Genomic DNA, 24,221 nt, shown 5'->3' on the forward strand with positions numbered 1-24,221 from the left:
TCAAGCCCCAATTTGTACAACGGCTGTTTTTGCTTTGCTAGCGTTTCTGATAGCGATTTGTCTTGCTACACTTTCTGCTAAGTCGGAGAATGCTTTTTGCGTAATACCTTCTTTCAATACAGCCGGATAGCCTGTATCCCCACTTTCTCTGATGCTCTGTACAATAGGTATTTCTCCTAAGAACGGTACTTCAAATTTCTCAGCTAACTTTCTTCCACCTTCTTTGCCAAATAAGTAATATTTGTTATTTGGTAATTCTTCGGGTGTAAAATAAGCCATATTTTCAATAACACCTAAGATAGGTACGTTAATTTGAGGCTGTCTAAACATAGATAGACCTTTGGTCGCATCAGCTAAGGCTACTTTCTGTGGTGTAGTTACAATTACGGCGCCAGTTACCGGTATGGTTTGCACCATGGTCAAATGAATATCAGAAGTTCCGGGTGGAAGGTCGATTAATAAATAGTCTAATTCACCCCATTCTACATCACCAATGAACTGCTTCAGAGCAGAACTTGCCATTGGGCCTCTCCAAACCACAGCTGAATCTGCTGGTGTCAAAAATCCAATGGACATTAATTTTACACCGTACTGTTCAATAGGTATGATTACATTTTTACCATTTTCCTGTTTTACTGCTGGCTGCTCTGATTCTACATTGAACATGGTCGGTACGGAAGGACCAGAAATATCTGCATCAATCAAGCCAACTTTTGCTCCTGACTTGGCCAATGCTACGGCTAAATTTGAAGCGGTTGTGGATTTCCCAACCCCACCTTTACCTGATGCTATGGCGATGATATTTTTTACCTTTGGAAGAAGAGGGGTATTATCTCTTGTAGTGGTAACATTGGATGTCATAAAAATATCCAACTCCACCTCTGTACCTAAACTACTTTCTAGCGCTTCGATACAGTTGTTTTTGATTACTTCTTTAAGTGGGCATGCTGGAGTGGTTAAAACCACCTTAAAACTGACTTTGTTTTCTTCTATTGCAATATCCTGAATCATTCCCAACGTAACCAAATCTTTTTTGAGATCTGGATCTTCGACGGTGGACAATGCTTGTAGGATTTGTTCTTTACTAATTGTCATGGATACGGTTTTCAAATTTGTCGCAAGTTAGACTATAATTGTTCTAAATAAAATACTGAATGGTTTTGAGACATCAATATAACATCATTCAAGGAATCTCTTGAAATGAGAAGTAATCTGATTTAGAATCAATCCTAATCTTAACTTTTCAATTCAAAAAATAGTTTCTCAAAAGGCACCTATGTTTTGGTAGAATACTTTTTATCTTTGACAATTGAAGTGAATTTTAAATGGCAATCAGTAGAGCAACAACCGAGAAAGTCCGAGAGCGAGCAGATATAGAAGATGTAGTCAATGACTATGTTCCGCTTAAGAAAAAAGGTCAGAATCTATGGGCATGTTGTCCGTTTCACAACGAAAAATCCCCTTCTTTTTCTGTATCACCAGCCAAACAGATCTACAAATGCTTTGGTTGTGGCAAGGCGGGAGATCCCATTCAGTTTGTCATGGATATTGAAGGCGTAGGCTTCAATGAAGCTATTCGTCATCTGGCAAAGAAATACGGGATTGAAGTAGAGGAAGACAAAGCGAACACACCTGAAGAAATCCAAGCATACAATGAACGTGAGAGTCTTTACATTGCATTGAATTTTGCTAAAGATTTTTTTGTCAAAAACCTGCACACAGAAGAAGGTCGAGCAATAGGTCTGAGTTATTTCAAAGAGAGAGGATTCAATCAAAACATCATTGAGAAATTTGATCTTGGCTATACTTTAGACGGTTGGGACCATTTACTCAAGGCAGCTAAGGAAGCTGGTCATTCAGAAGAGATTCTACTCAAAGCTGGACTTGTTTTACAAAAAGAAGGAGATCCAAATAGGGTTTATGATAGGTTTAGAGGTCGGGTCACATTTACAATTCACAATCTAGGCGGAAAACCAATCGGTTTTGGTGCGAGAATACTCACTCAGGATAAAAAACAACCAAAATACATCAATTCACCTGAGACAGAAGTGTATCACAAAAGTGATGTGCTTTATGGGATGTTTCAGGCCAAAAAGTCTATCCGCGAGAATGACAACTGTTATCTAGTAGAGGGTTATACAGATGTCATATCCATGCATTTGGCGGGAATAGAGAATGTAGTGGCATCATCAGGAACTTCACTGACAGAGAATCAGATTAAGCTAATCAAGAGATTTACTGACAATGTTACTGTGCTATTTGATGGTGATGCAGCAGGTATCAAGGCTTCTTTGCGAGGTATTGATATGCTATTGGAGGGCGGGCTGAATGTCAAAGCTGTAGTTTTTCCTGATGGAGATGATCCTGATAGCTATTCTAGAAAGGTAGGTTCTCAGGCTTTCACCGATTACCTTGCTGGTAATGCCCAAGATTTTATAGCATTCAAAATCAGTCTCTACGCTGATGAAGTAGCGAATGATCCTGTCAAAAGAGCTGAATTGATCAAACAAGTAGTACAAAGCCTTGCTAAAATTCCAGATCCGATTATCAGATCAGTTTATGTAAGGCAATCTGCTAAGCTGTTGGAAATAGAAGAAGAGATCATTCAGATAGAATTGAATAAGATCCTTCTAAAGGTTCAAAAAGATCAATACTTTAGAGATCAGAGAGAGCAAGAGACTACCGAGACACCATTTGAAGATTTATTACCTTCCAAAGAAGAACCCCTTCCCTACAGTTCTCAGCTGGAGGCACAAGAGCGGGAAATGATGCGGATGTTGGTCAATTATGGTTTTGAGATGGTTTCTGAGGAGTTAAGTGTTTGCGAGTATTTGTTGCAAGAAACACATGATTTGACATTTGAAACACCCGTTTTCAACAAAATCCTAAATCTATATAAACAAGCTTTAAGTAAAGGGATTTTGCCCCAGCCTACCTATTTCATGGAGTCTCAAGATTCAGAAGTGAAAAAAGAAGTGATCAATATGATTACTCGCAAGCATGAAATATCCAGACTTTGGCAAGAAAGATTTCAGATTTTTACCACGACAGAAGCCGATGATCTTGCTAAGTCTGTTTATGATAATATACTGAGATTGAAGCAAAAAGTAATCAAAAAGATGCTAGAAGAATCCAGGCACAAAATTAAACATGCCCAAGAAGCTGGAGAGTCCTCTGAGGAGATGGATGAAAAATTGAGAGTTTACATGGAATTGAAGAAATTCCAAACTGAAATTGACAAACAGCTCGGAATTGTCATCAGCAATTGACCAAACTTAAATTGGTTTTTAGCAGTTATACTGACTGAAAACCTTTAATTTTGCCAACCCAAATCTATAGCATTCAAAATAATATTATGTCCTTACCCTACCAATTAGATTCCATTGAGGAAGCCATTGAAGCCATCAAAAACGGAGAAGTTATCATTGTAGTAGATGATGAAGATAGAGAGAATGAAGGTGACTTTGTATGTGCAGCCGAAAAGGTTACCCCAGAAATCATCAACTTCATGGCCACACATGGCCGAGGTCTTATTTGTGCACCCCTGATAGAAGATAGGTGCGAAAAACTTGGTCTCGAATTGATGGTCGGGAGCAATACGGCTGCTTTTGAAACACCATTTACGGTCTCAGTTGATCTTGTAGGTCATGGATGTACTACAGGGATTTCTGCTAGCGACAGAGCAAAGACCATTCAGGCATTAGTTGATGATTCTATTCATCCTGATGAATTAGGGAAACCAGGTCATATATTTCCACTCAAAGCAAAAAGAGGTGGTGTGCTCAGAAGGGCGGGTCATACAGAGGCCGCTATAGATTTTTCAAGGTTGGCTGGACTTCAGCCTGCAGGAGTTTTGGTAGAGATCATGAATGAAGACGGAACTATGGCTCGCCTACCTGATTTGGTAAAAGTAGCCAAGCGATTTAACCTTAAACTTGTTTCGATCAAGGATTTGATTGCTTACAGACTGAAAAATGAATCTTTGATCAAAAGAGAAATAGGTGTAGAAATGCCAACAACCTATGGAGATTTTGATTTGATCGCATTTAGACAAACCAATACAGATGATATTCACATGGCTTTGATCAAAGGTGAATGGTCCGAAGACGAACCAGTAATGGTCCGTGTTCACTCTTCTTGTATAACAGGGGATATTTTCGGCTCCTGTAGATGTGATTGTGGCCCACAATTACATACCGCATTGGAAATGGTCGAAAAAGAAGGTAAAGGCGTTGTATTATATATGAATCAAGAGGGTAGAGGTATAGGACTGATTAATAAATTGAAAGCCTATAAGCTTCAAGAGCAGGGTATGGATACCGTTCAAGCCAACCTTGCATTAGGTTTTCCAATGGATAAAAGAGATTATGGTGTAGGAGCCCAAATATTGAGAGATTTGGGGATTAGCAAAATCAGGTTGATCACAAATAATCCCACCAAGAGAGTTGGACTACTGGGTTATGGTTTAGAAATCGTGGAGCAGCTTCCTATAGAGATTAGCTCTAATCCGCACAATGAAAAATACCTGCAAACAAAAAGAGATAAAATGGGTCATACCATAATGAAAAAATAGTATTGAAATCCTCCTGAACATCAGGAGGATTTTTTTGATTTAGTATGTTTATTTTATTGATCAAATCATAAGAAAAACTTGTAGGCTTCAACCAATTCTATAAATTATTCGTTATTTTAATTGGACAAACTCAAATATGGCTACAGAGATGAAAAGATTATTGATTCTTCTTTTTCTTATTTATATAAATTTCACCTTAGCAGAGGCGCAAAATAAGTTTCCATCACAAATATGGCATAAAGGACAAGTTGTCACCACTGATGGACAAGTTGTTGCTGGGTTAGTGATGTATGATTTAGACAACAATATAGTTCAGGTTCAAAGACAAAGTGTGGAAACTTTTGGAGCTTCCAATGTTTCACAGTTTGAGATTTTTGACGAGATATATGGTGGAATTCGTACATTTTATTCTTTGCCATATGCATTAGCTACAGATTATGAGACTCCAGTTTTTTTTGAAATTTTGACTCAAGGGAATGAAATGGCCTTATTGTGTAGAGAATATGTAGCAACTGACACAAGGGGAATGAATAACCCTATGATGATGAACCCCATGTGGGGAGGACCTATGATGATGAATAATGGCTTTAGGTTAGCATTCAACTATTACTTTTTTAAAGATGGTAAAATCAGAAGGTATTCCTTGAAAAAAAGAGATTTAATGGATTTCTTTGATGATAGAGAAGATGAGGTCAAACTTTACATGAGAAAAAATAGACTCGCCCATGATAAGCGTGGAGATCTTCTTAGAATTACTGCATATTACAATCAAATCAAATAGAATTTTATGTCAAAGAAAAAGCCATTGATTCTGGTTTCTAATGATGATGGGATCACTTCAAAGGGAATCAGGGTACTTGTCAATGTGATGAAAAAACTCGGGGAAGTAGTAGTAGTCGCTCCAGATAGCCCCCAATCAGGAATGGGACATGCTATTACAATAGGTGAGACGCTTCGATTATCCGAGGAAGATATTTTTGAATATGTAGAAGCTTTTAAGTCAAGTGGTACTCCCGCAGATTGTGTCAAATTAGCCAAACACTATGTTTTGAAAGATCGCAAAGTCGACCTAGTTGTCAGTGGGATCAATCATGGCAGCAATACCTCCATCTCCGTTTTGTATTCAGGCACGATGTCAGCGGCTATCGAAGGGGCATTAGAAGGCTATCCTTCCATTGGTTTTAGTCTCTGTGATTATTCTTCCAAAGCAGACTTTTCGCATGTGGAAGAATACGTCTACAAAATAGCAAAGCAAGTGCTTGACCATGGTATGTCCAAGGGTGTCGCTTTGAATGTGAATTTCCCGCCAAAGAGGAATGAACCCATCAAAGGTGTCAAAGTATGTAGACAAGCGCATGCCAAATGGCAAGAAGAGTTCTCGGAAAGATATGATCCTAATGGACGTAAATATTTCTGGATGGCTGGCAATTTTGTGAATTTCGATAAAGGAGAAGATAATGACGAATGGGCAATTGCCAACAACTATGTGTCTATTGTTCCTTGTCAGTATGATTTGACAGCTCATTATGCTATCAATCAAATGAATGAAGACTGGGATTGGGATAATTTATAATTTTGAATTTGATAAAATCACAGAGAAGCCTACCAAACATCTTTTTGGTAGGCTTATTTCGTTTTTGTAGATATTATTAATCAAAAGATGCATCCTTTCTTAAAAGTAAAATTGTTATGAAATGCATTTTTGTTTATATATTTGATGGAAAATAGAGATTTATGAAAATTAACTTTTATAGATGTATAGCTTTTGCTGCAATCGTATTGGTTGGCATGGCCTCTTGTGCTGAGGATAATCATGAAGCTGTAGAAATAACAGATGCTCAGGAAAATATGACTTTCCCTAATTACAGTACCACGCTTATCGATGGACAATTCTTTGTGATTTTGCATGATAACCAAATCAATTTCAGAATTGATCCAGATGATTACGAAGGTGCACAAGCAGCCATGCGCAAAGAAGCCATTTCATTTTTAGCTCATTATAAGTTGAGCGAAGAGGATCTCGATCGAATTTATACCATGGCATTGACTGGTTTTACAGCTAGAATATCCAAGGAAAAAATTCATGAAATTAGTGCAGACCCGAGGGTAAAGTATGTAGAGCAGGATAGGATGGGCATGCTAGGAAGACCCATTGATCATCCAAGAAATCAACCAGAAGAGCCTGTAGTCAATACACAATCTATTCCTTGGGGCATCAAGAGAGTAGGAGGACCATTCCCATATTCAGGTAGAAATAGTGTATTTATTTTAGATACAGGGATTGACTTGAACCATCCTGATTTGAATATTGATACGCAAAAAGGATTTGATGCTTACACTAGATTTAGAAAAGATTGGAACTTCGATGACGAGCATGGACATGGTACCCATGTAGCAGGTACAGTAGGAGCATTAGATAATCATTTTGGTGTAGTAGGAGTAGCAGCAGGTGTGCCAGTAGTACCTATTAAGATATTTTTTGGTCCATGGGCAGCTTACACTTATTCAGGAATGGTAGCTGGTATCGAGCACTTAGGTGTTCGAGGTATTCCTGGGGATGTCGCAAATCTGAGTTTTGGGGGTTTCGATGAGAGTAGAGTTCTAGATGATGCCTTGCTGAATGTGTCTGAGAAACGAAGAATTTGGATGGTTATAGCTTCTGGTAATTCTGCCTTGCCTGCCACAGCGTTTAGTCCAGCTCGTGTGGTTGGTAACTATACCATTACAGTATCTGCAATAGATTCTAGAGACAGGAGAGCGTGGTTTTCTCACTATGGTGAACCTATCAAATATGCAGCTCCGGGCGTTAACGTGGTATCAACTTGGAGAGGAGGAGGTTATAGTAATCAGACAGGAACTTCCATGTCAGCCCCCCATGTGTCTGGCTTGAGGGTACTCGGAGATATCGATACAGATGGATATTCTGTTAATTGGGTAGGAAAGGCTGATCCGATTGCTTTTAGGAGGTGAATCAAAACCTCAATGTTGTGAATTCAAAGGCTACTTTCTTTCAAATGTTTTGAAAAATTCAAAATCTTCAAATAAGTCAGGAATCTGCAATCGAGAGACACCAGATTCCTGATTTTTTGAATTGTTATAACTTAACAGTGAACTTACCTCCAACTAGATCAGTTTTCTTGATCTTCACTTCTTTTTTGATAAGCTGTCTATTTTCATCTGAATAATTCAATACTAAATCGATTTCTTCTTGATTATCCTCAAAATTGAAACCTCGTTGATATAGTCCATCAACAGGGTAGGCATAGTACTTCTCGCTAGATTCCCCGATAGTAGCATAAGGAGAGCTGATCTTTTTATCTGAATGATCTATAGAAATGATAAAGTCACCTTGGGTAATGTACTTTAGGAAATCCCTTTCATCTCTATTGAGGTATTTGGATAGTGTTTTGTAAAGCTGATAGCTTCTAAGCCCTTTGTTTTTGATAACTACTTGATTGTTTTGATCTATAAGATAAGTCGTAGGATAGCCTGAGATGCCATATGCCTTAGAGATATCTACTGAGTCAGATTTATCATATTGATGCATGACTTGCTTCCAAAAGACATTGTTTTTTTCAATGAAAGCCTCTACGGTCTTTCTTGTGTCAAAGATGATTCCAACAAGTTCAAACTGATCGCCTTCAAAAAATCCCGCAGCATCCTTGAGAAAAGGAATCTCAGCTACACATGGTCCACACCATGAACCCCAAAAGTCAAGCATGGTAATCTTTCCATTGTATAGGTTATAGGGAATACTATCAAGTGTGACGGAACTAATCGGAACTGCTTTTGAGCCGATTTGAGTGCCTATCCACTCTTGGTCTTCTGGATATTTAATTAAGGTTAAAGTAGTTCCATCTATGCTTGTGTTTCCTATTTTGTATTTGATTCCGTTGATAAATAACACTTCTTGGTATTGAAGGTATTCTTTTTCTTCATAAGGAATATCTTGAAATGCCCTGGGGTCATCGTGATAAAATACATTGATCTGTTCTTTGACAAAATAGTCTGATGTACCTCCATTGCTCAAGTAGATGTCAAATGATCCGGTATCAGTTATTATTTCACCTTTTTTATATTCACTGAAATTGTAAAGTATATTGTCTTGATAGCCAAATGGATTGAGGTTCAGCTGGATGTGAGCATCGACAACTTTTCCATTTACAAATTTTTCATAAGTAACTTCAAAGGAGTTTTCTCCACTATATAGACTAGGAGAGCCTTTCAAAGAAGTAGAATAATGATGAATCTCTCCTGGATCGACTTGATCATTGGCATTCATGTCTACCCAAATATTGATATTTCCATCAGCATCACTCGCGCTAGCCAGTCTGATGAAGGTTCTGATTGGATTTTTTGACAATTGGGAGATAATTTCCTCACCATCATATCTTGATTCCAGACCTTTCCAATAAGACTCTTCGATCAAACCTTCATTGGCGGATTGATAGACAAATTGAATAAAGTTTGGTATAATGTAATACTGCTTATAATTAGCCATGTCTTCTGGCAGCTCAATAGGTTCTGGCTGTGCTTTGAAATATGGATGACTTTCATCAGACCTGCTCCCAGCCATTGTCATCCCAGCATTGAATGGACCTACACCTTGTTGTTTTTCTAACTTAATCTCAATTGTATCTGGAGTACTTTCTTGAGCTACTACATGCTGATAGGATAGTCCTACAAAAAGAAGGAATGGAGAAAAATATTTTGTTTTCATGCTTATTAGTTTAGTTCCAACTAATGTAAATGATTCAATGGAGATTAAAAAGTATTTAGTTATATTTTATCTATTCCTATCCTAAAATTATTGAAAATCTAATATTGTAGCCGAATTTCTTTTGAGTTAAGGCTACAAACCGAATTTAATTTTTTCTAGGCTCACAGGATCGTTGATAAGATTGAGCCGGTGCAAGGTATTTATGGTTTCAACCAAAACAGACTTGGGAACTTCGCTATCATTGGCCCATTGGGTTTGATGTAACCACTCCTTTACATCAGTTTCTTCTAGAGCATAATTTTCTGCTATGATTTTAATAAAATCGGTGTGTTTGACCATTTCTTCTGCATAAGTATAGACTTGATCACGAAGCTTTTCGACCACACTTCTATGTTCAGCTAGCACATTTTCTGTTGCGACTATTACGAAACAAGGCCAAGGAGTCGGAATCTCACCTACACGCTTGAATTGGCCTGAATCTACGAGTGGCTTGGTAGTGTATTTTTCCCAAAGAAACATTTTTGGTTCAGGTTTTTCGAATGCTTTTTTTGCGCCTTCAAGGTTATCGATAACTTCAAAATTCAATTTATCAAAATCCCAGCCTTCTCGCTGCGCCAATAAGAATGCCATCAAATGTGATCCAGATCCATAACGACTGATCAAAAATGGTGTGTTTGCAAGTTCAGCCAAAGTGTTTTGAGGAGATTTAGCTGAAATATGAATTCCCCATATCAAAGGAGAGGCTATATGAAATCCGATGATTCTAGAAGGATTCCCTTCTATGCGATCTTTGATAAAGCTTTCTGTAAGTACTAAGGCTATATCAGTACATCCTTCTCTCAAAGCTTTATTCATGGCACCAGAACCTCTTGACTCTTCTATCCATTCAAGTTCGATTCCTTCTTTCAAAAATGGTTGCTGCTCGATTACCTTAACCCATGGGAAATTAAAATGCTCAGGTACTCCTGTGATTCTGATTATTTGCATACCCAAAATTATCAGTAATTTCTGAGAAAAATATAAAAACCCAGTAAACAAAGCTCACTGGGTTTTTCCAATCTCAAACCTAAATTTTAATATTTTGTGTATACTGAGCTTTGTCAATAAACAATAAAATCAGATTCAATATATGTATGACTGCTGCTGTTGTTATAATGCCGGAATTAAACTCAACGATAGTTTTCATGTAAGGATAATCAACCTTCATTCAGTTTTTAGCCATCATGGGTGGCATTTCTATCAGTGATCAGTAGGTTAGCAAATCCAGCTATTATCAAGGAGCAACCAGCCAAAACCATAGTATAAACCACTTCTTCACCAAAGAGTAACTTGTAAGTAAATGTGATTCCTCCAACTGATGCGATGATTTGTGGTATGACGATGAACATATTGAAAATCCCCATATATATCCCCATTTTATTAGGATCAACTGAACTAGAAAGCATGGCATAAGGCATGGATAGAATGCTAGCCCAAGCTATTCCGACCAAGGCAAAACAGATATGAAGCATCCAAGGCTCCGTAATTAGGAAAATAGATATGAAACCAACCCCCCCAGAGATAAGGCTGACCATATGTACCAGCTTTCGGTTGATTTTAATCTTGCTGGTTACGAAGGCTAAGATTAATGCCATAAACATAGATACCAATCCATAAGTACCCAGATAATTACCTACGCTATCAGCTGCATCATTGTAGGCCAAGGATGCTGTATCTGTAGCCTTGAATACATGCTCTGTTATGGCAGGCGTAGCATAAGTCCACATGGTGAAAAAGGCGAACCAAGAGAAAAACTGAACTATACCCAGTTTTTTCATCACTGAAGGCATGCCTTGGATATTTTCAAAAATCTCTTTGAAGCCATTGAAAAAGCCCTTGCTAGCTTCCTTTTCTCTTTGAAACTTCTCAAGATCTTCTGGTGGATATTCTTTTGTTGTCAGAATAGTATAGAGTATGGATAAAAAAAGCACCACGGCGCCAATACCAAATGCAAATTTTACCGAATCAGGAATGACTCCCGGTTCCGCAGTGTTTGGTATTCCAATTTGCGTCATGAACCACGGCAGATTACTTGCAATCCATGTCCCAATTCCAATGATCAAAGTCTGGACTACGAATCCATAAGAGCGCTGACTATCTGGAAGTTTGTCTGCAACCAATGCCCGGAATGGCTCCATGCTAATATTGATAGAAGCATCCAAAATCCATAAGGAGGAAGCAGCCATCCACAATGCGCTAGAGTAGGGAGCGAAAAACAATGCAATGGTACTAAATACAGCACCAATGAAGAAAAATGGTCTTCTTCTGCCTAAAATTGGATGCCATGTTCTATCACTTAAGTAGCCTACGATGGGTTGTACGATCAATCCAGTAAGTGGAGCAGCTAGCCAAAGTATTGGAATATCATCTTTTTCAGCACCAAGGGTCTGAAATATTCTAGACATAAATCCGCCTTGCAATGCAAAGGCAAACTGAATTCCTAAGAATCCAAAACTCATATTCCAAATTTGCCAAAAGCTCAATCTTGGCTTATTTCCTTCTAGATGCATGGTATGGGTTTATTGTAACTTCAAAAGGTAATCAAAATTGAATAACAAATTTCTGCTGATGATGAGGAAATGTGAAATGAATCAAACCTTTTACTTCGAAATAAGGGTGGTAATGATCAGGTAATGGGTCAAATTCTGTCAGTCTTCCTAGAAAAGCGAAGTTCTCTTTTTCAGCTTTGATATGCTTATTTAAGACTTCGATTTCTTGAGAATTCAGACCGTGTATATAAAGCTTAATGGATTTAAATTCAGATTTATATGCACCTTCTGGTGAACTGAAGGTTAAAGTTTTCTGATTAGCTTTCCACCTGATGGATCTTTTATAAAAATGTCCACTTTTATGCGCTTGGCTCTTGCCGTCATCTTCGTAGTGTATATAAGTTTGCTCTCCGCTTCCATTGTAGATATGAAGGTGGAGGACTCCATCATGCTTAGCATCTGTATATGGTACTATTGATTGCATAGAGAATACGGCTCCAGCCTTGACGTATACAGGAAGGTAACTCAATGGAGTATCCACATAGATTTCCTGATTACCTTGTGATTGATGATCGTTGTACATGTAATACCAGTTTCCTTCAGGTAAATAGACCTTATTGATCATTTTGGTGCTTTCTAACGGTGCTACTAAAAATGTATCACAGAAAAGGTATTGGTTTTGGTATGCCCCATCGTAAATTTTGGAATCAAATGGATAATCGACAGCTAAGCTTTTGGCAATAGGAAGTCCATCTAAGGTGCTTTTGTAAAAAGCCGAATAAAGCGTAGGAAGCAATTGATACCTTAACTTCATGTAATTACGAGAAATCTCTTCCACTTCTTCACCAAAAGACCAAGGTTCAGAATCACAAGTATTGATCATGGAATGTGCCCTATAAAATGGTGCAAATGCTGCAATACTCATCCATCGAGCAAATAATGCCTTGCTCGCCTCTCCTGCAAATCCTCCTACATCATAACCTGAAAAGGCGACTCCACTTAAGCCAAGACTATTAACTAGTCTCACTCCTGCAAGCATGTGCTCGTCAGAAGAGACATTGTCACCTGTCCATGCAGCTGCAAAGCGCTGTATCCCTGAGAATCCTGATCTGGTCAATACAAAAGCCCTTTGTTCTGGGGCTTGCATTTCACTTCCTTCCTTCGCTGCACGAGCCATCTGCATGCCGTATATATTTCTCGCCTTACGGTGACTGACCTGCTCTCCTTCATAATCAAAATTGATCAGGTTGGGTGTGAATTGCCCCCAAGAAGCAGGTTCATTCATATCAGTCCAATAACCATCGATACCAGCATCCTTATAGAATTTCATCTTTTCTCCCCACCAATTTCTTGTTTTTTCTTTGGTGAAATCAGGGAATGCACACCAGCCAGGCCAAACTTGTCCTTCATAAATCTCTCCATCTGGAAATTTCACAAAAAGGTCTTTGTGCTTTCCATCTTCATATGGTTCATAGCCCAATTCTGTTTTGATCCCTGGATCCATGATTACGACTACCTTGAATCCCTGCTCTTTGAGTTTTTTGATCATGGATTGAGGATCGGGGAATTTTTCGCCATCAAAGGTGAAAACCTTATATTTTTCCATGTGATGTATATCAAGATAGATTACATCAGCAGGCATATCTTTTTCCCTGAAAGTCTGTGCGAGAGTTAAGACCTCAGATTCTGGATAATAAGAATAGCGACATTGTTGATAACCTAATGCCCACATTGGTGGCATTTCCATTTTCCCTGTCAGTCGAGTGTAGGTGCTGATGATTTTTCCTACAGAATCGTCGTGCATGAAATAGTAATCCATATCGCCATCATCGGCAGAATAATACATGAACCGTCTATTGGATGCACCAAAATTGAAAATAGTCTTGTATGTATTATCAAAGTAGATCCCGTATGCAGATCGATCTAAAACACCAATGTAGAATGGAATGGACATGTAAAGTGGGTCATCACCTACACCATAAGCAAAGTAATCGGTATTCCAATTAGTGTAAGCATTACCTGCTCGATTCAAATTTCCTGTTTTCTCACCCAGACCTATAAACTTCTCGTTGGGCTGTAGTTTTTTATAATTACTAACTTCAGTACCTAGCCAAGAAACTGAAAAGGCTTCATCATCTTCATTCAGCAAGTTTCCATTGCTATCGAAAAATTTGATATGAAAGGGATATTTATTAATGATGGCTTCAATTTTATCCGTTTTGATTTTGATATTATCAGATCCTTCCTCAATTGCAAAAGAGGTTTGGCTTGGATTTATCACCACACTATATGGGTTGGGAGAGAAATTTTCATCTTTTGTTATTTGAACACGTATCGTATCAGCCTCATAGACGGTGATTTTGAAAATTGCCGTATCTGTACTACCCAAGATGCCCCATGGTTTCCGATTCCAAACTTGAATATTTCCAGCCTGCTGATTTTGAGTATTTTGTTTGATTTGAGTAGAAGTGATCATCTTGAAAAGGGTAATGTGCTCGGTTTTTTAGGTTTTAAAGACTAATTGTCCAAGGCTAATTTAAAAAGGAAAACTAAAGTAAAAAATTGCCTAAAGCTGTGAGTTAAACATATTTGGAAGGATTTTATATTCCTAAACCTTGAAATTAAATAGAACAGCCTTATTCAAACGTTTGCATAAAAAAGTGCAAAAAATCTCAAAATAATTCATAATTATTTCACCGAAGACTTTCTTATGAGCAATTCAGTCTCTAAAACCAAGGTTTTAGTGGCATCATAACTTCTATCTTTATTGTCTATCATTTCTAGAAGCAATTGAGTTGCTTTCTCACCCATTTTGAATCCAGGTTGAGCAACTGTAGAAAGAGGAGGGTCTATCATGGAACAAAATTGCCAATTAGAAAAGCCAACCACACCTACTTGTTTTGGTACTTTATATCCTAGTTTCTTTAAAGCCATCATGGCACCTGCGGCGGCAATGTCATTGCTTGCAAAAAATCCATTTGGAAAATCTCCACCTTCCTCAAATAGTTGTTCGGTGATTTTCATACTTTCTTCTTGCGTGCCCATAGGACAGGGTAAAATCCAATCTGGATTAATTTCTAAGCCATGGTCCCTCAGCGCAGCTTGATAGCCATCCATTCGTTTTTTGCTGATAGTTAGATTTTTCGGGCCTGCTAAGTGAGCTATGGAGGTATACCCTTGACTGATCAAGTGTTTGGTGGCATCATATGCTCCTTGATAGTCATTCACTGTGACATTGACTGTATTTTCAATTTCTGGTACGCGGTCAAAGAAAACTATAGGGAAATTTTGAGCCATAAGTTTAGAAAAATGACTAAATTCTTCAGTTTCTTTTGAGTAGCTGACCAATAATCCATCGATTTGATTCGCGAGCATCGTATCTATACTAGAGAGCTCTCTTTGGAGTTTTTCATTGGTCTGGCACAAAATCACATTGTACCCATTGGCATAGGCTACCTCTTCAATTCCGCTGATGACCGTAGAAAAAAAGAAATGTACAACTTCAGGAATAATCACGCCTATTGTGAAGGATTTACTTTTTCTCAAACTAAGCGCAACTGCATTTGGCCTGTAGTTTAGTTTTTCGGCAAGTTCCTTGACTTTTCTTTTGGTTTCGTCGCTGATTCCAGGATAGTCTTTCAAAGCTCTGGAAACAGTAGATGAAGAGACATTGAGCTCTCTAGCAATGTCTTTGATGGTAGCTTGGCCTAGTTTCATGAAAATTATATTATTCTAAGAATTTAAATATAGGGTAATTTTGAGAAATATAGCTATCCGAGATAATTTTAATATTCGTCTCATCTGTTGGGTTTTGTGGTTCTAAGTTTTTTGGTGGAAGAAATTTGTGGTTCATGCAAACGATTGCGGTGACCTTTGCATACATTTATTTAAATTATTTTTTACTAGAATCCTTGCTGTTAAAAATTGCTTTTACTAATATAGATAAGTTGGATTTGTGATCTAATAAAACAATTCAAAAAATCAATTAGATTAATTATAATAAAATTAAGTAAAAACATAAATTATTTAACCCTATCGAATTAACAATTTATACCAAAAATCAATCAAATTATGAGAGTATTTAGTAAACTTCTATTTATTGTATTTGCATTACCGTTAGTATGGTCATGTGAGACTTTGGATGAGCCAAGGCTTATCACACAAACTTGAGCGATGATCACAGACGCTCCTAGTAATTTGGTTCTTACAAGAGAAGAAGCAGATGATTTTATTGTTTTTAATGTGAGTTCAGCTGACTTCGGAGTAAGTGTATCTGAGGTAACTTACACCATTCAAATAGATGCCGCTGGAAATAATTTTGCAGCACCAGTTGCTGTTGGTTCTTCGCCTACAACTACTGTCGAAGTAAACATCGACGAGTTGAATAGAAGAGCTGTGGCAAAAGGTCTTGAAGCTGAAGTTGCTGGTAATATTGAGTTCAGAGTGAGTGCTTCTACCACAAGAGCAGGCTTACCAACTGTCAACGGCGATGCTGTGACCATTTCTATTACGCCTTACTCAACTGAGGTAGAGCTTCCTTTCTTGAGAGTTCCTGGAGATTATCAAGGCTGGAACCCAGGTAATGACAACACCATCATCTATTCTGAAAATTCTGACGATGTATATGAAGGTTTTGTTCATATTTTATCTGGTTCTGGTGAATTTAAATTTATCACGGGTCCAGCTTGGGGAGATTTTCCTGACTTTGGTGTGGGTGCAACAGCGGGTACGCTTTCTGAAGGAGGAGGAAACCTGAAAATTGAGGACGGTTTTGGTACTTATAAAGTAACAGTTAATAAAGAAACATTTACTTATGAAAAAGAGAGAATAGGTATCTGGGGAATCATAGGAGATGCTACCGCTGGTGGTTGGGATAATGAAACACCTATGATATTTGACGCCGCCGAAAATATCTTGAAAATCACTACGGATTTAAATGCAGGTGAAATGAAGTTTAGAACTCAGACTTGGGCAATGAACTATGGTGTTTCAGGCGAAGATGGTGTAGCTGGTTTCGATGGAGGAAATATTCAGATTGCTGAGGCTGGAAATTATACGATTATTTTAGACTTCAAACTTCCTGGAGAAGTAAGATATTCAGTTACTAAAAACTAATACATATTAATTTTTAAGAAAAGTATCGGTTTAGCCGGTACTTTTCTTCTTTTAATTAAATCAGGTTAGTAAAGTCCTGACACATACATTATCTCCTATCAAAATGAAATCCAGAATTACCATATCCATTTATTTACTAGCATTTTTATTTTTTCTAGTTCTGCAATTGCACAAGTTACTACTCAACCAAGTTTTCCTAGAGCGGATCAAAAAGTAAAGATTATCTATGATGCAACTCAAGGTGCCTCAGGTTTGGTTGGAGAGGACCCTGTCTATATTCATATAGGCGCAGTCACTCAAGGACCAACTTCTACAACTTGGTCAATTGTTCCCTTCGAATGGGGTACTGCCAATCCTGATGCTAGAATGACCAAAGTAGAAGGTGAGTCTGATGTATGGGAATGGGAATTGACGCCCAATGAACTTTTTGAAATTTCTGGAGATCAGACTGTCTTCCGTTTAGGGATGGTCTTTAGGGTATGCTACAGGGAATAGAGAGGGTAAAACTGCTACCAATGGTGATTTTTTTGTCAACCTTAGTCAAGGTTTTGAGGTCAGTTTTACAAATCCACAGACATCTTCCATATTATTAGAAATAGGAGAGTCTCAAGAAATTAAAATCGTTGCATCTGAAAGCTCGGAACTTAGTATATCGGTCAATGAAAGTATTGTTGCTTCAGCTACATCAGTGGATGAACTTGAATATACTTTTTTAGCTACAGAAGAAGGTACCTTTAATATTTTGGCAAAAGCCACTGCAGGTGAAGAAGAGTCAACTGCAGAACTGACAATCAATGTAGTAGATCAGAGCCCACAGGCTCCAATTCCATCGGGAGCGATCAAAGGAATTAATTACATTTCTGATACTGAAGTTATACTGGTTTTAGAGGCGCCATTCAAGAAAAATGTCTTTGTCATTGGAGATTTTAATGATTGGCAAATAAGACCAGAATATCAAATGTTTCAAACACCAGATAAGGAAAAATTCTGGTTGAGACTGACAAATTTAGAAGTTGGGAAGGAGTATATTTTTCAATATCTAGTAGACGGAAGTATTCGAATTGGGGATCCTTATGCTGAAAAAGTTTCGGATCCATTTCACGATCAAGAAATCATAGATCAGAATAGATATCCTGGTTTGTTACCTTATCCACAAGGAAAGACAGAATTTCAAGCTTCCTATCTACAAACAGCACAGCAACCTTATGAATGGAAATACTTAGATTACAATAAACCCAAACCAGAGGAGTTAGTCGTTTATGAACTTTTGGTGAGAGATTTTGATGATAAGAGGACTTACAAGGCAGTAACAGAGCGCCTCGATTATTTGAAAGATTTAGGAATCAATGCAATTGAATTGATGCCGATCAAGGAATTTGAAGGAAACTTATCTTGGGGTTATAATCCATCATTTTTCTTTGCCGCAGATAAATTCTATGGTCCAAAAAATGACCTTAAAGAACTAATCGATGAGGCTCATAAAAGAGACATGGTTGTGATCCTTGACATGGTACTCAACCATGCTTTTGGTCAAAATCCTATGGTGAGATTATACAATGATGGAGATTATGGAGCTCCGACTGAGGATAACCCTTGGTTCAATAGAGTAGCTAGACACCCATTTAACGTGGGCTATGATTTCAACCATGAAAGTGAATATACCAAGGCTTTTGTAGATACAGTGAATCACTACTGGTTGTCTGAATATAAATTTGATGGCTATCGATTTGATTTGAGTAAAGGTTTCACACAGGTCAACTCAGGAGATAATGTGAGTTTTTGGAGTCAGCGAGATGAATCTAGAATTGCCATCTGGAAGAACATCTATGACAATATCAAAAAGGATTTCCCCGATGCCTATTTGATTTTAGAGCATTTTGCAGACAATTCAGAGGAAACTGAGCTGGCTAATTATGGATTGATGTTTTGGGGCAATATGAATGGTGATTTCCGAGCTATGGCCAAAGGTGAAAATAGAAATTTCGATTGGGGCTATTATAAAAGAAGGGGTTGGAATCAAAGTAATTTAGTGACTTACATGGAGAGTCATGATGAAGAAAGGACGATGTGGGAGTCCCTTACCTTCGGACAGACTTCTCCTGTAAATATTAGACAATTGAAAAACGCAGTCAATAGAAATCAACTGCTGGCTACGTTTTTCTTTGCAATTCCAGGTCCTAAAATGCTCTGGCAATTTGAAGAATTTGGTTATGATTTGGAATTGAACAATGACAGGTTAGGAATCAAGCCTACAAGATGGAATTACCTAGATAATGAAGATAGGGTAAGACTCTATAACCTTTACAGGGCTATGATCAAATTGAAAAACGAGTATAATTTGTTCAATGACCCCGATGATGCTGCACTTTCATTTAACAATGCACTCAAGTCTATAGTCTCAAAAGATGGAAACTTAGAAATGGTTTTATACGGAAATTTTGGAAATACAACCATCAACAATGCCACGATTACTTTCCCATCTAACGGTACTTGGTACAATTATTTTACAGGTGATGAAATCACAGTAAGTGGAAGCGAAATTACAGCTAGGTTGAGGCCTAGCCAATTTTTGTTATTTACCAATGAAAAGCTTTCATTACCTGAAGGTGAAATTTTAGAAGAAGTCATTACGTCGATTGATAATGAAAGAATTGATTCAGGCGCTTTTAAAATTTATCCTAATCCATCTGATGATAAGATCAATGTTTCTTTACCAAGAGGTTTCAATCAATTTCAATATAAAATTCTAGATGTAACAGGAAAAGTACTCGTGGAAGGTGGGAGTACTGCGGTTTCTGATATTTTAGAGCTTGAAATAAGGGATTTTAAAGCAGGTCTTTATATCTTTGACCTCAATGATAACCGCCAAGTATTGCGAAAGCGGTTTATTAAAAAATAAACAAACCATTAAATCGAAAAGATGAAATTCAAACCAGGAGTAAAGTATGGGGAAGAGCTTAAAGACCTTTTATCCTATGCTAAGGAAAATGAATTTGCTTTACCAGCTGTCAATGTAATTAATACAAGTACCATTAATGGTGTCTTGGAGACAGCTAAAAAGGTAAATTCACCAGTAATTATTCAATTCTCTAATGGAGGCGCTCAGTTTTTTGCAGGCAAAGGTCTTCCAAACGATAAGCAACAAGCAAGTGTAGCGGGAGCGATTTCTGGTGCTATCCACGTGCACAAAATGGCAGAAGCTTATGGTGTACCAGTTATTTTACACACTGATCATGCAGCCAAAAAACTTCTTCCTTGGATTGATGGTATGTTGGCAGAAGGCCAAGCTTACTACGAGGCATTCAAGAGACCTTTATACAGTTCACATATGTTGGATCTTTCTGAAGAGTCTTTGGAAGAGAATATTGAGACCTCAGTAAAGTACCTTGAAGAATTCAATAAACTTCAAATGGCAATCGAAATCGAGTTGGGTGTAACTGGAGGTGAAGAAGATGGTGTAGATAACTCGGATGTAGATAGCTCTAAACTTTATACCCAGCCGGAGGAAGTTGCCTATGCCTATGAGAAATTGAAGCAGGTAAGTGATTTATTTACAATTGCTGCGGCCTTTGGTAATGTTCATGGTGTTTACAAGCCAGGGAATGTTTCCTTGAGACCTGAAATTCTTAAAAATTCTCAAGACTATATCAATCAGAAGTTTGGAACAACAGGTAAACCATTGTTTTTTGTATTCCATGGTGGTTCTGGTTCTTCAGTGGAAGAAATCAGAGAAGCTAATAGCTATGGTTCTATCAAAATGAACATTGATACAGACATGCAATGGGCTTTTTGGGAAGGGATTTTGAATTTCTATAAAACAAATGAAGGCTATCTTCAAAGTCAGCTTGGTAATCCGACTGGATCTGATAGTCCTAATAAAAAATTCTACGATCCGAGAGTCTGGTTGAGAAAAGGAGAAGAAAACTTTGTCAAAAGACTTGAAGTGGCCTTCGATATGCTCAATGCAGTGAATAGAAATTAAGAATTAAGCAAATCAGTCAGGAAAAGGTCACTTTTTAGTGACTTTTTCTTTTTTTATTAAATTGAACCATGAAAAAAAATTTATTGCTCTTAATCCTTTCGGTTTTGATTCTATTTTCATCTTGTGACAGCAATCTTGGAACCGAAGTGGAAAATCATTGGCCTCAGGCTGGGGTCACCTACGAAATTTTTATTCAATCATTTTATGACTCCGACGGGGATGGTATAGGAGACATCAATGGAGTTACTAAGAAGCTTTACCATGTCAAAGAATTGGGTGCAGATGCAATTTGGTTTATGCCAATCATGCCTTCTCCCAGTTATCACAAGTATGATGTGACAGATTATAAGGAGATTCATCCAGATTATGGAACCATGGATGATTTCAAAAATCTTATCAAAGAAGCACATAAGAATGATATCAAAATTGTGATCGATATGATTATCAATCACACCAGCACTGAGCACCCATGGTTTCAAGAGTCACAAAAAAGTAGGGATAATCCTTATAGAGATTATTATGTTTGGGCACAAAAGGATACGATTGCAGATTTTTTGAATAAAAAAACGATTACCCTAGATTCTGATAATATTAGACAATGGCATGATCCTGGGCAAGGAGAAGACTTTTACTATGGGTTTTTCTATGGTGGTATGCCAGATTTGAATTTTGATAATCCAAAGGTAAGAGAAGAAATTTATGATATAGGTAGATTTTGGTTGGAAGAAGTTGGAGTAGATGGATTCAGACTAGACGCAGCCAAGCATATATTCCCAGATGATAGACCAGAGGACAACCACGCATTTTGGAAAGAGTTTAGAGAGGAAATGTCAAAAGTTAAACCTGATGTATATTTAGTAGGAGAAGTGTATGATATGAAAGAGATCGTAGCTCCTTATTTGCCTGGTCTACCTGCATTATTCAATTTTGATTTTCATTATACCTTGTTAGAGGCATATGAAAAAGTTGACGGGATGCTGTTAGCTAGGAAGCAAAAAGAGATATTGGATTTTTATAACGCTATCACGGATGATTTTATTGATGCCACTTTTTCATCCAATCACGACCAGCCAAGATTGCTGAACTCACTAGATCAGAATCCAAAGAAATACAAACAAGCCATCAATATCTTGATGTCCATGCCAGGAGCTCCATATTTGTACTATGGAGAAGAAATCGGAATGTTGGGTAAAAAACCAGATGAAAACATCAGAGAGCCTTTCGTATGGGATATCAAAGCAAATGATAAGGGAAGAACCACTTGGATAGAACCTGAATACTCCATTGATGATACAGTAACCCCTTTGGCTATTCAAAAATCGATGAGCACTAGTTATTTTAATCATTACAAAGAAATCATCAGGTTAAGAAATACAAATCGGGCACTCGCTTTGGGAGATTTAGAGTTGTATGAGGAATCTATTCCTAAAGAATTGATGGCCTATTATAGAACTCATGATAAGCAAGTGCTGTTTGTGGTACACAACCTAAGTGATCAAGAAGTTAAAATTGCTGCGCCAGAAGATTATTCATGGCCTATTTATAGCTATGGCATGGCTGAAATTCAAGAAGGTCAACTTAGATTGCCAGCATACTCAAGTATCATACTTGAAAAATAAGGAAAATAAAAAAGGAGGTTTATAACCTCCTTTTTTATGTAGAAAGAATTTTTGCAATTCTAAAATCGTCCTCATCTACTTCTTTGTCATCGACAATGGCTTTAGTGATTGGAGTAAATACAATCTTATTATTGATGATTCCTGCCATCACATCATATTTACCTTGCATCAAGCCTTCAACTGCAGCTACGCCAAGTTTGCTCGCAAGCACTCTATCAAAGGAAGAAGGTGAGCCTCCTCTCTGCAAGTGACCTAAAATCGTCACTTTAATGTCATAAGAAGGAAGTTGCTTTTTGATTTTTTCGGCTATTTCGGTTGCTCCACCACTTTTACCACCTTCTGCAACGATTACTATATTAGATTGCTTCATCGCTTTCTTACGAGCTTTTAACCTTTCTACAAGTTTTTCGATAGGCATTTTCTTTTCTGGGATTAGCGTGGCTGCGGCAGCACTTCCTATTCCTGCATTGATAGCGATAAATCCAGCATCTCTCCCCATCACTTCCACAAAAAATAGTCTATCATGTGAAGTAGCTGTATCTCGAATTTTGTCTATGGCTTGGATAGCCGTATTACATGCAGTGTCAAAGCCTATCGTTGAATCCGTTCCAGAAAGATCGTTGTCAATGGTACCTGGTAGTCCAATTGCTGGTATACCAAATTCTTGATAAAATAAATGCGCACCTGTCAAAGAACCATCTCCACCAATAACCACAAGTGCATCTATTCCATGTTTTTTGAGATTATCAAAAGCTTTTTGTCTGCCTTCAGGAGTTCTAAATTCCGCACTTCTTGCTGATTTTAGAAAAGTTCCACCTCTTTCCAATACATGGGCGATGTTTTTGCTCTCTAATTTTTTGATGTCATCGTTGATCATTCCTTCATATCCACGATAGATACCATACATTTCCAAGTTATAATAAAAGCCTGCTCTGACTACGGCCCTGATGGCAGCGTTCATGCCTGGTGCATCTCCTCCAGAGGTTAATACACCTATTTTTTTGATAGTTTTTGGTTCCATTAGTTTACGGTTTGATGGTGATAAATTTAAAAATTAGATCTGCGGCTGCTGGATTAGTGGCCAAAGGGATATTGTGAACATCACATATTCGCATTAGCATTTGTACATCTGGCTCGTGGGGGTGTTTATCCAAAGGATCCCTGAAAAATATCACTAAATCCAATTCTTTTTGTGCAGCCATTGCTGCAATCTGAGCATCTCCTCCCAAAGGTCCTGAAAGTAATTTGGTCACTTGAAAACCAGCTTTTTCAATATGCGAACCCGTAGTTCCTGTGGCAAAAAGTTGGACGTCTTTTTGATGTAATTCATTCTTAAATCCTGATAGAAAGTGAACCATGTCGGCTTTTTTTCCATCATGTGCAATCAATGCAATTCTCATATTTGATTTAATAGGTTATGGCTCAAAGTTATGAATTTTTATAAATATCAAATTGAATAAAATGTTTTTGTTAGATATGTAGGTTGATACTGTTCAATGTTTGATTGATATCGCTTCAAAGTACAAAAAGGCGTTGCATTTAATTTCTCTTAGACTAAATGAAGCTTATAGGGCCTACTCAAAGAGTTATTATTAGAAGTATACAATCAAATATAATTTTCATTTTTATAAAATTTGCTCTTGAATTTTAGATTTAAATCCATATTTTTCATATATGTTTAATC

18 protein-coding genes are annotated in these 24,221 nt (G+C 37.6%); 10 read left to right on the plus strand and 8 right to left on the minus strand.

What is annotated here, in order from left to right:
• Positions 1-1,095, minus strand: coding sequence for an Mrp/NBP35 family ATP-binding protein (locus CHB66_RS07510; protein ID WP_089239585.1), 1,095 nt, complete (start codon positions 1,093-1,095; stop codon positions 1-3).
• Between the two features lie 230 nt (positions 1,096-1,325).
• On the opposite strand from CHB66_RS07510, the gene dnaG reads away from it, so the two are divergent.
• The 5 genes from dnaG to CHB66_RS07535 all read left to right on the plus strand — a co-directional run bounded on the left by dnaG (position 1,326) and on the right by CHB66_RS07535 (position 7,543).
• The gene (gene dnaG / locus CHB66_RS07515) at positions 1,326-3,269 is read left to right on the plus strand and encodes a DNA primase (protein WP_089239587.1); all 1,944 of its coding nucleotides are present in this window, start codon (positions 1,326-1,328) and stop codon (positions 3,267-3,269) included.
• An 86-nt stretch (positions 3,270-3,355) separates the two neighbouring features.
• Entirely contained in the window at positions 3,356-4,573 is a 1,218-nt protein-coding gene (locus tag CHB66_RS07520) for a bifunctional 3,4-dihydroxy-2-butanone-4-phosphate synthase/GTP cyclohydrolase II (protein WP_089239589.1), read from the plus strand.
• A gap of 148 nt (positions 4,574-4,721) precedes the next feature.
• On the plus strand, positions 4,722-5,354 hold the full coding sequence (locus CHB66_RS07525) for a hypothetical protein (RefSeq protein WP_089239858.1): 633 nt from the start codon (positions 4,722-4,724) through the stop codon (positions 5,352-5,354).
• Between the two features lie 6 nt (positions 5,355-5,360).
• The gene (gene surE / locus CHB66_RS07530; protein ID WP_089239591.1) at positions 5,361-6,146 is read left to right on the plus strand and encodes a 5'/3'-nucleotidase SurE; all 786 of its coding nucleotides are present in this window, start codon (positions 5,361-5,363) and stop codon (positions 6,144-6,146) included.
• Positions 6,147-6,307: 161 nt separating this feature from the next.
• The gene (locus tag CHB66_RS07535; protein ID WP_089239593.1) at positions 6,308-7,543 is read left to right on the plus strand and encodes a S8 family peptidase; all 1,236 of its coding nucleotides are present in this window, start codon (positions 6,308-6,310) and stop codon (positions 7,541-7,543) included.
• Positions 7,544-7,667: 124 nt separating this feature from the next.
• Here CHB66_RS07535 and CHB66_RS07540 read toward each other — a convergent pair whose 3' ends face one another.
• The 5 genes from CHB66_RS07540 to CHB66_RS07560 form a co-directional block, all read right to left on the minus strand.
• Positions 7,668-9,293: a TlpA family protein disulfide reductase gene (locus CHB66_RS07540; protein WP_089239595.1), complete on the minus strand. Its 1,626-nt coding sequence runs from the start codon at positions 9,291-9,293 to the stop codon at positions 7,668-7,670.
• Positions 9,294-9,425: 132 nt separating this feature from the next.
• Positions 9,426-10,280 carry a substrate-binding domain-containing protein gene (locus CHB66_RS07545; protein WP_089239597.1) on the minus strand — a complete coding sequence of 285 codons (855 nt, stop codon included), beginning with the start codon at positions 10,278-10,280 and terminating at the stop codon, positions 9,426-9,428.
• 227 nt (positions 10,281-10,507) lie between these two features.
• Complete coding sequence (locus CHB66_RS07550; RefSeq protein ID WP_089239599.1) at positions 10,508-11,842, minus strand: MFS transporter; 1,335 nt, start codon at positions 11,840-11,842, stop codon at positions 10,508-10,510.
• Positions 11,843-11,873: 31 nt separating this feature from the next.
• Entirely contained in the window at positions 11,874-14,297 is a 2,424-nt protein-coding gene (locus CHB66_RS07555; protein ID WP_089239601.1) for a glycoside hydrolase family 31 protein, read from the minus strand.
• A 212-nt stretch (positions 14,298-14,509) separates the two neighbouring features.
• Entirely contained in the window at positions 14,510-15,538 is a 1,029-nt protein-coding gene (locus CHB66_RS07560; protein ID WP_089239603.1) for a LacI family DNA-binding transcriptional regulator, read from the minus strand.
• 456 nt (positions 15,539-15,994) lie between these two features.
• On the opposite strand from CHB66_RS07560, the gene CHB66_RS07565 reads away from it, so the two are divergent.
• The 5 genes from CHB66_RS07565 to CHB66_RS07580 all read left to right on the plus strand — a co-directional run bounded on the left by CHB66_RS07565 (position 15,995) and on the right by CHB66_RS07580 (position 22,537).
• Positions 15,995-16,936 carry a SusE domain-containing protein gene (locus CHB66_RS07565; RefSeq protein ID WP_245812687.1) on the plus strand — a complete coding sequence of 314 codons (942 nt, stop codon included), beginning with the start codon at positions 15,995-15,997 and terminating at the stop codon, positions 16,934-16,936.
• Positions 16,937-17,188: 252 nt separating this feature from the next.
• Positions 17,189-17,431 (plus strand): hypothetical protein, encoded by a 243-nt coding sequence (locus CHB66_RS17190; RefSeq protein ID WP_245812688.1) that lies wholly within the window; start codon positions 17,189-17,191, stop codon positions 17,429-17,431.
• Positions 17,432-17,624: 193 nt separating this feature from the next.
• Positions 17,625-19,835, plus strand: coding sequence for an alpha-amylase family glycosyl hydrolase (locus CHB66_RS07570; protein ID WP_245812689.1), 2,211 nt, complete (start codon positions 17,625-17,627; stop codon positions 19,833-19,835).
• Positions 19,836-19,856: 21 nt separating this feature from the next.
• Positions 19,857-20,918, plus strand: coding sequence for a class II fructose-bisphosphate aldolase (fbaA, locus tag CHB66_RS07575; RefSeq protein ID WP_089239605.1), 1,062 nt, complete (start codon positions 19,857-19,859; stop codon positions 20,916-20,918).
• 68 nt (positions 20,919-20,986) lie between these two features.
• A complete protein-coding gene (locus CHB66_RS07580; protein WP_089239607.1) occupies positions 20,987-22,537 on the plus strand; it encodes an alpha-amylase family glycosyl hydrolase in 1,551 nt (516 codons plus the stop codon).
• Positions 22,538-22,571: 34 nt separating this feature from the next.
• On the opposite strand, the gene pfkA is transcribed toward CHB66_RS07580, so the two are convergent.
• Positions 22,572-23,558 (minus strand): 6-phosphofructokinase, encoded by a 987-nt coding sequence (gene pfkA, locus CHB66_RS07585; protein WP_089239609.1) that lies wholly within the window; start codon positions 23,556-23,558, stop codon positions 22,572-22,574.
• A 4-nt stretch (positions 23,559-23,562) separates the two neighbouring features.
• Positions 23,563-23,937 (minus strand): methylglyoxal synthase, encoded by a 375-nt coding sequence (locus CHB66_RS07590; RefSeq protein ID WP_089239611.1) that lies wholly within the window; start codon positions 23,935-23,937, stop codon positions 23,563-23,565.
• Positions 23,938-24,221 lie beyond the last annotated feature (284 nt).

The sequence above is a fragment of the Belliella buryatensis genome, assembly GCF_900188245.1.
Classification (GTDB): Bacteria; Bacteroidota; Bacteroidia; order Cytophagales; family Cyclobacteriaceae; genus Belliella; species Belliella buryatensis.

Excerpts from the sequence above, each read along its gene's own strand:
- CHB66_RS07590 (WP_089239611.1), bottom strand. The coding sequence starts at position 23,937 with ATGAGAATTGCATTGATTGCACATGATGGAAAAAAAGCCGACATGGTT.
- CHB66_RS07510 (WP_089239585.1), bottom strand. The coding sequence starts at position 1,095 with ATGACAATTAGTAAAGAACAAATCCTACAAGCATTGTCCACCGTCGAA.
- CHB66_RS07525 (WP_089239858.1), top strand. The coding sequence starts at position 4,722 with ATGAAAAGATTATTGATTCTTCTTTTTCTTATTTATATAAATTTCACC.
- surE (WP_089239591.1), top strand. The coding sequence starts at position 5,361 with ATGTCAAAGAAAAAGCCATTGATTCTGGTTTCTAATGATGATGGGATC.
- CHB66_RS07580 (WP_089239607.1), top strand. The coding sequence starts at position 20,987 with ATGAAAAAAAATTTATTGCTCTTAATCCTTTCGGTTTTGATTCTATTT.
- CHB66_RS07520 (WP_089239589.1), top strand. The coding sequence starts at position 3,356 with ATGTCCTTACCCTACCAATTAGATTCCATTGAGGAAGCCATTGAAGCC.
- CHB66_RS07550 (WP_089239599.1), bottom strand. The coding sequence starts at position 11,842 with ATGCATCTAGAAGGAAATAAGCCAAGATTGAGCTTTTGGCAAATTTGG.
- pfkA (WP_089239609.1), bottom strand. The coding sequence starts at position 23,558 with ATGGAACCAAAAACTATCAAAAAAATAGGTGTATTAACCTCTGGAGGA.
- CHB66_RS07540 (WP_089239595.1), bottom strand. The coding sequence starts at position 9,293 with ATGAAAACAAAATATTTTTCTCCATTCCTTCTTTTTGTAGGACTATCC.
- CHB66_RS07535 (WP_089239593.1), top strand. The coding sequence starts at position 6,308 with ATGAAAATTAACTTTTATAGATGTATAGCTTTTGCTGCAATCGTATTG.
- CHB66_RS07555 (WP_089239601.1), bottom strand. The coding sequence starts at position 14,297 with ATGATCACTTCTACTCAAATCAAACAAAATACTCAAAATCAGCAGGCT.
- fbaA (WP_089239605.1), top strand. The coding sequence starts at position 19,857 with ATGAAATTCAAACCAGGAGTAAAGTATGGGGAAGAGCTTAAAGACCTT.
- CHB66_RS07545 (WP_089239597.1), bottom strand. The coding sequence starts at position 10,280 with ATGCAAATAATCAGAATCACAGGAGTACCTGAGCATTTTAATTTCCCA.
- CHB66_RS07560 (WP_089239603.1), bottom strand. The coding sequence starts at position 15,538 with ATGAAACTAGGCCAAGCTACCATCAAAGACATTGCTAGAGAGCTCAAT.
- dnaG (WP_089239587.1), top strand. The coding sequence starts at position 1,326 with ATGGCAATCAGTAGAGCAACAACCGAGAAAGTCCGAGAGCGAGCAGAT.
- CHB66_RS07565 (WP_245812687.1), top strand. The coding sequence starts at position 15,995 with ATGATCACAGACGCTCCTAGTAATTTGGTTCTTACAAGAGAAGAAGCA.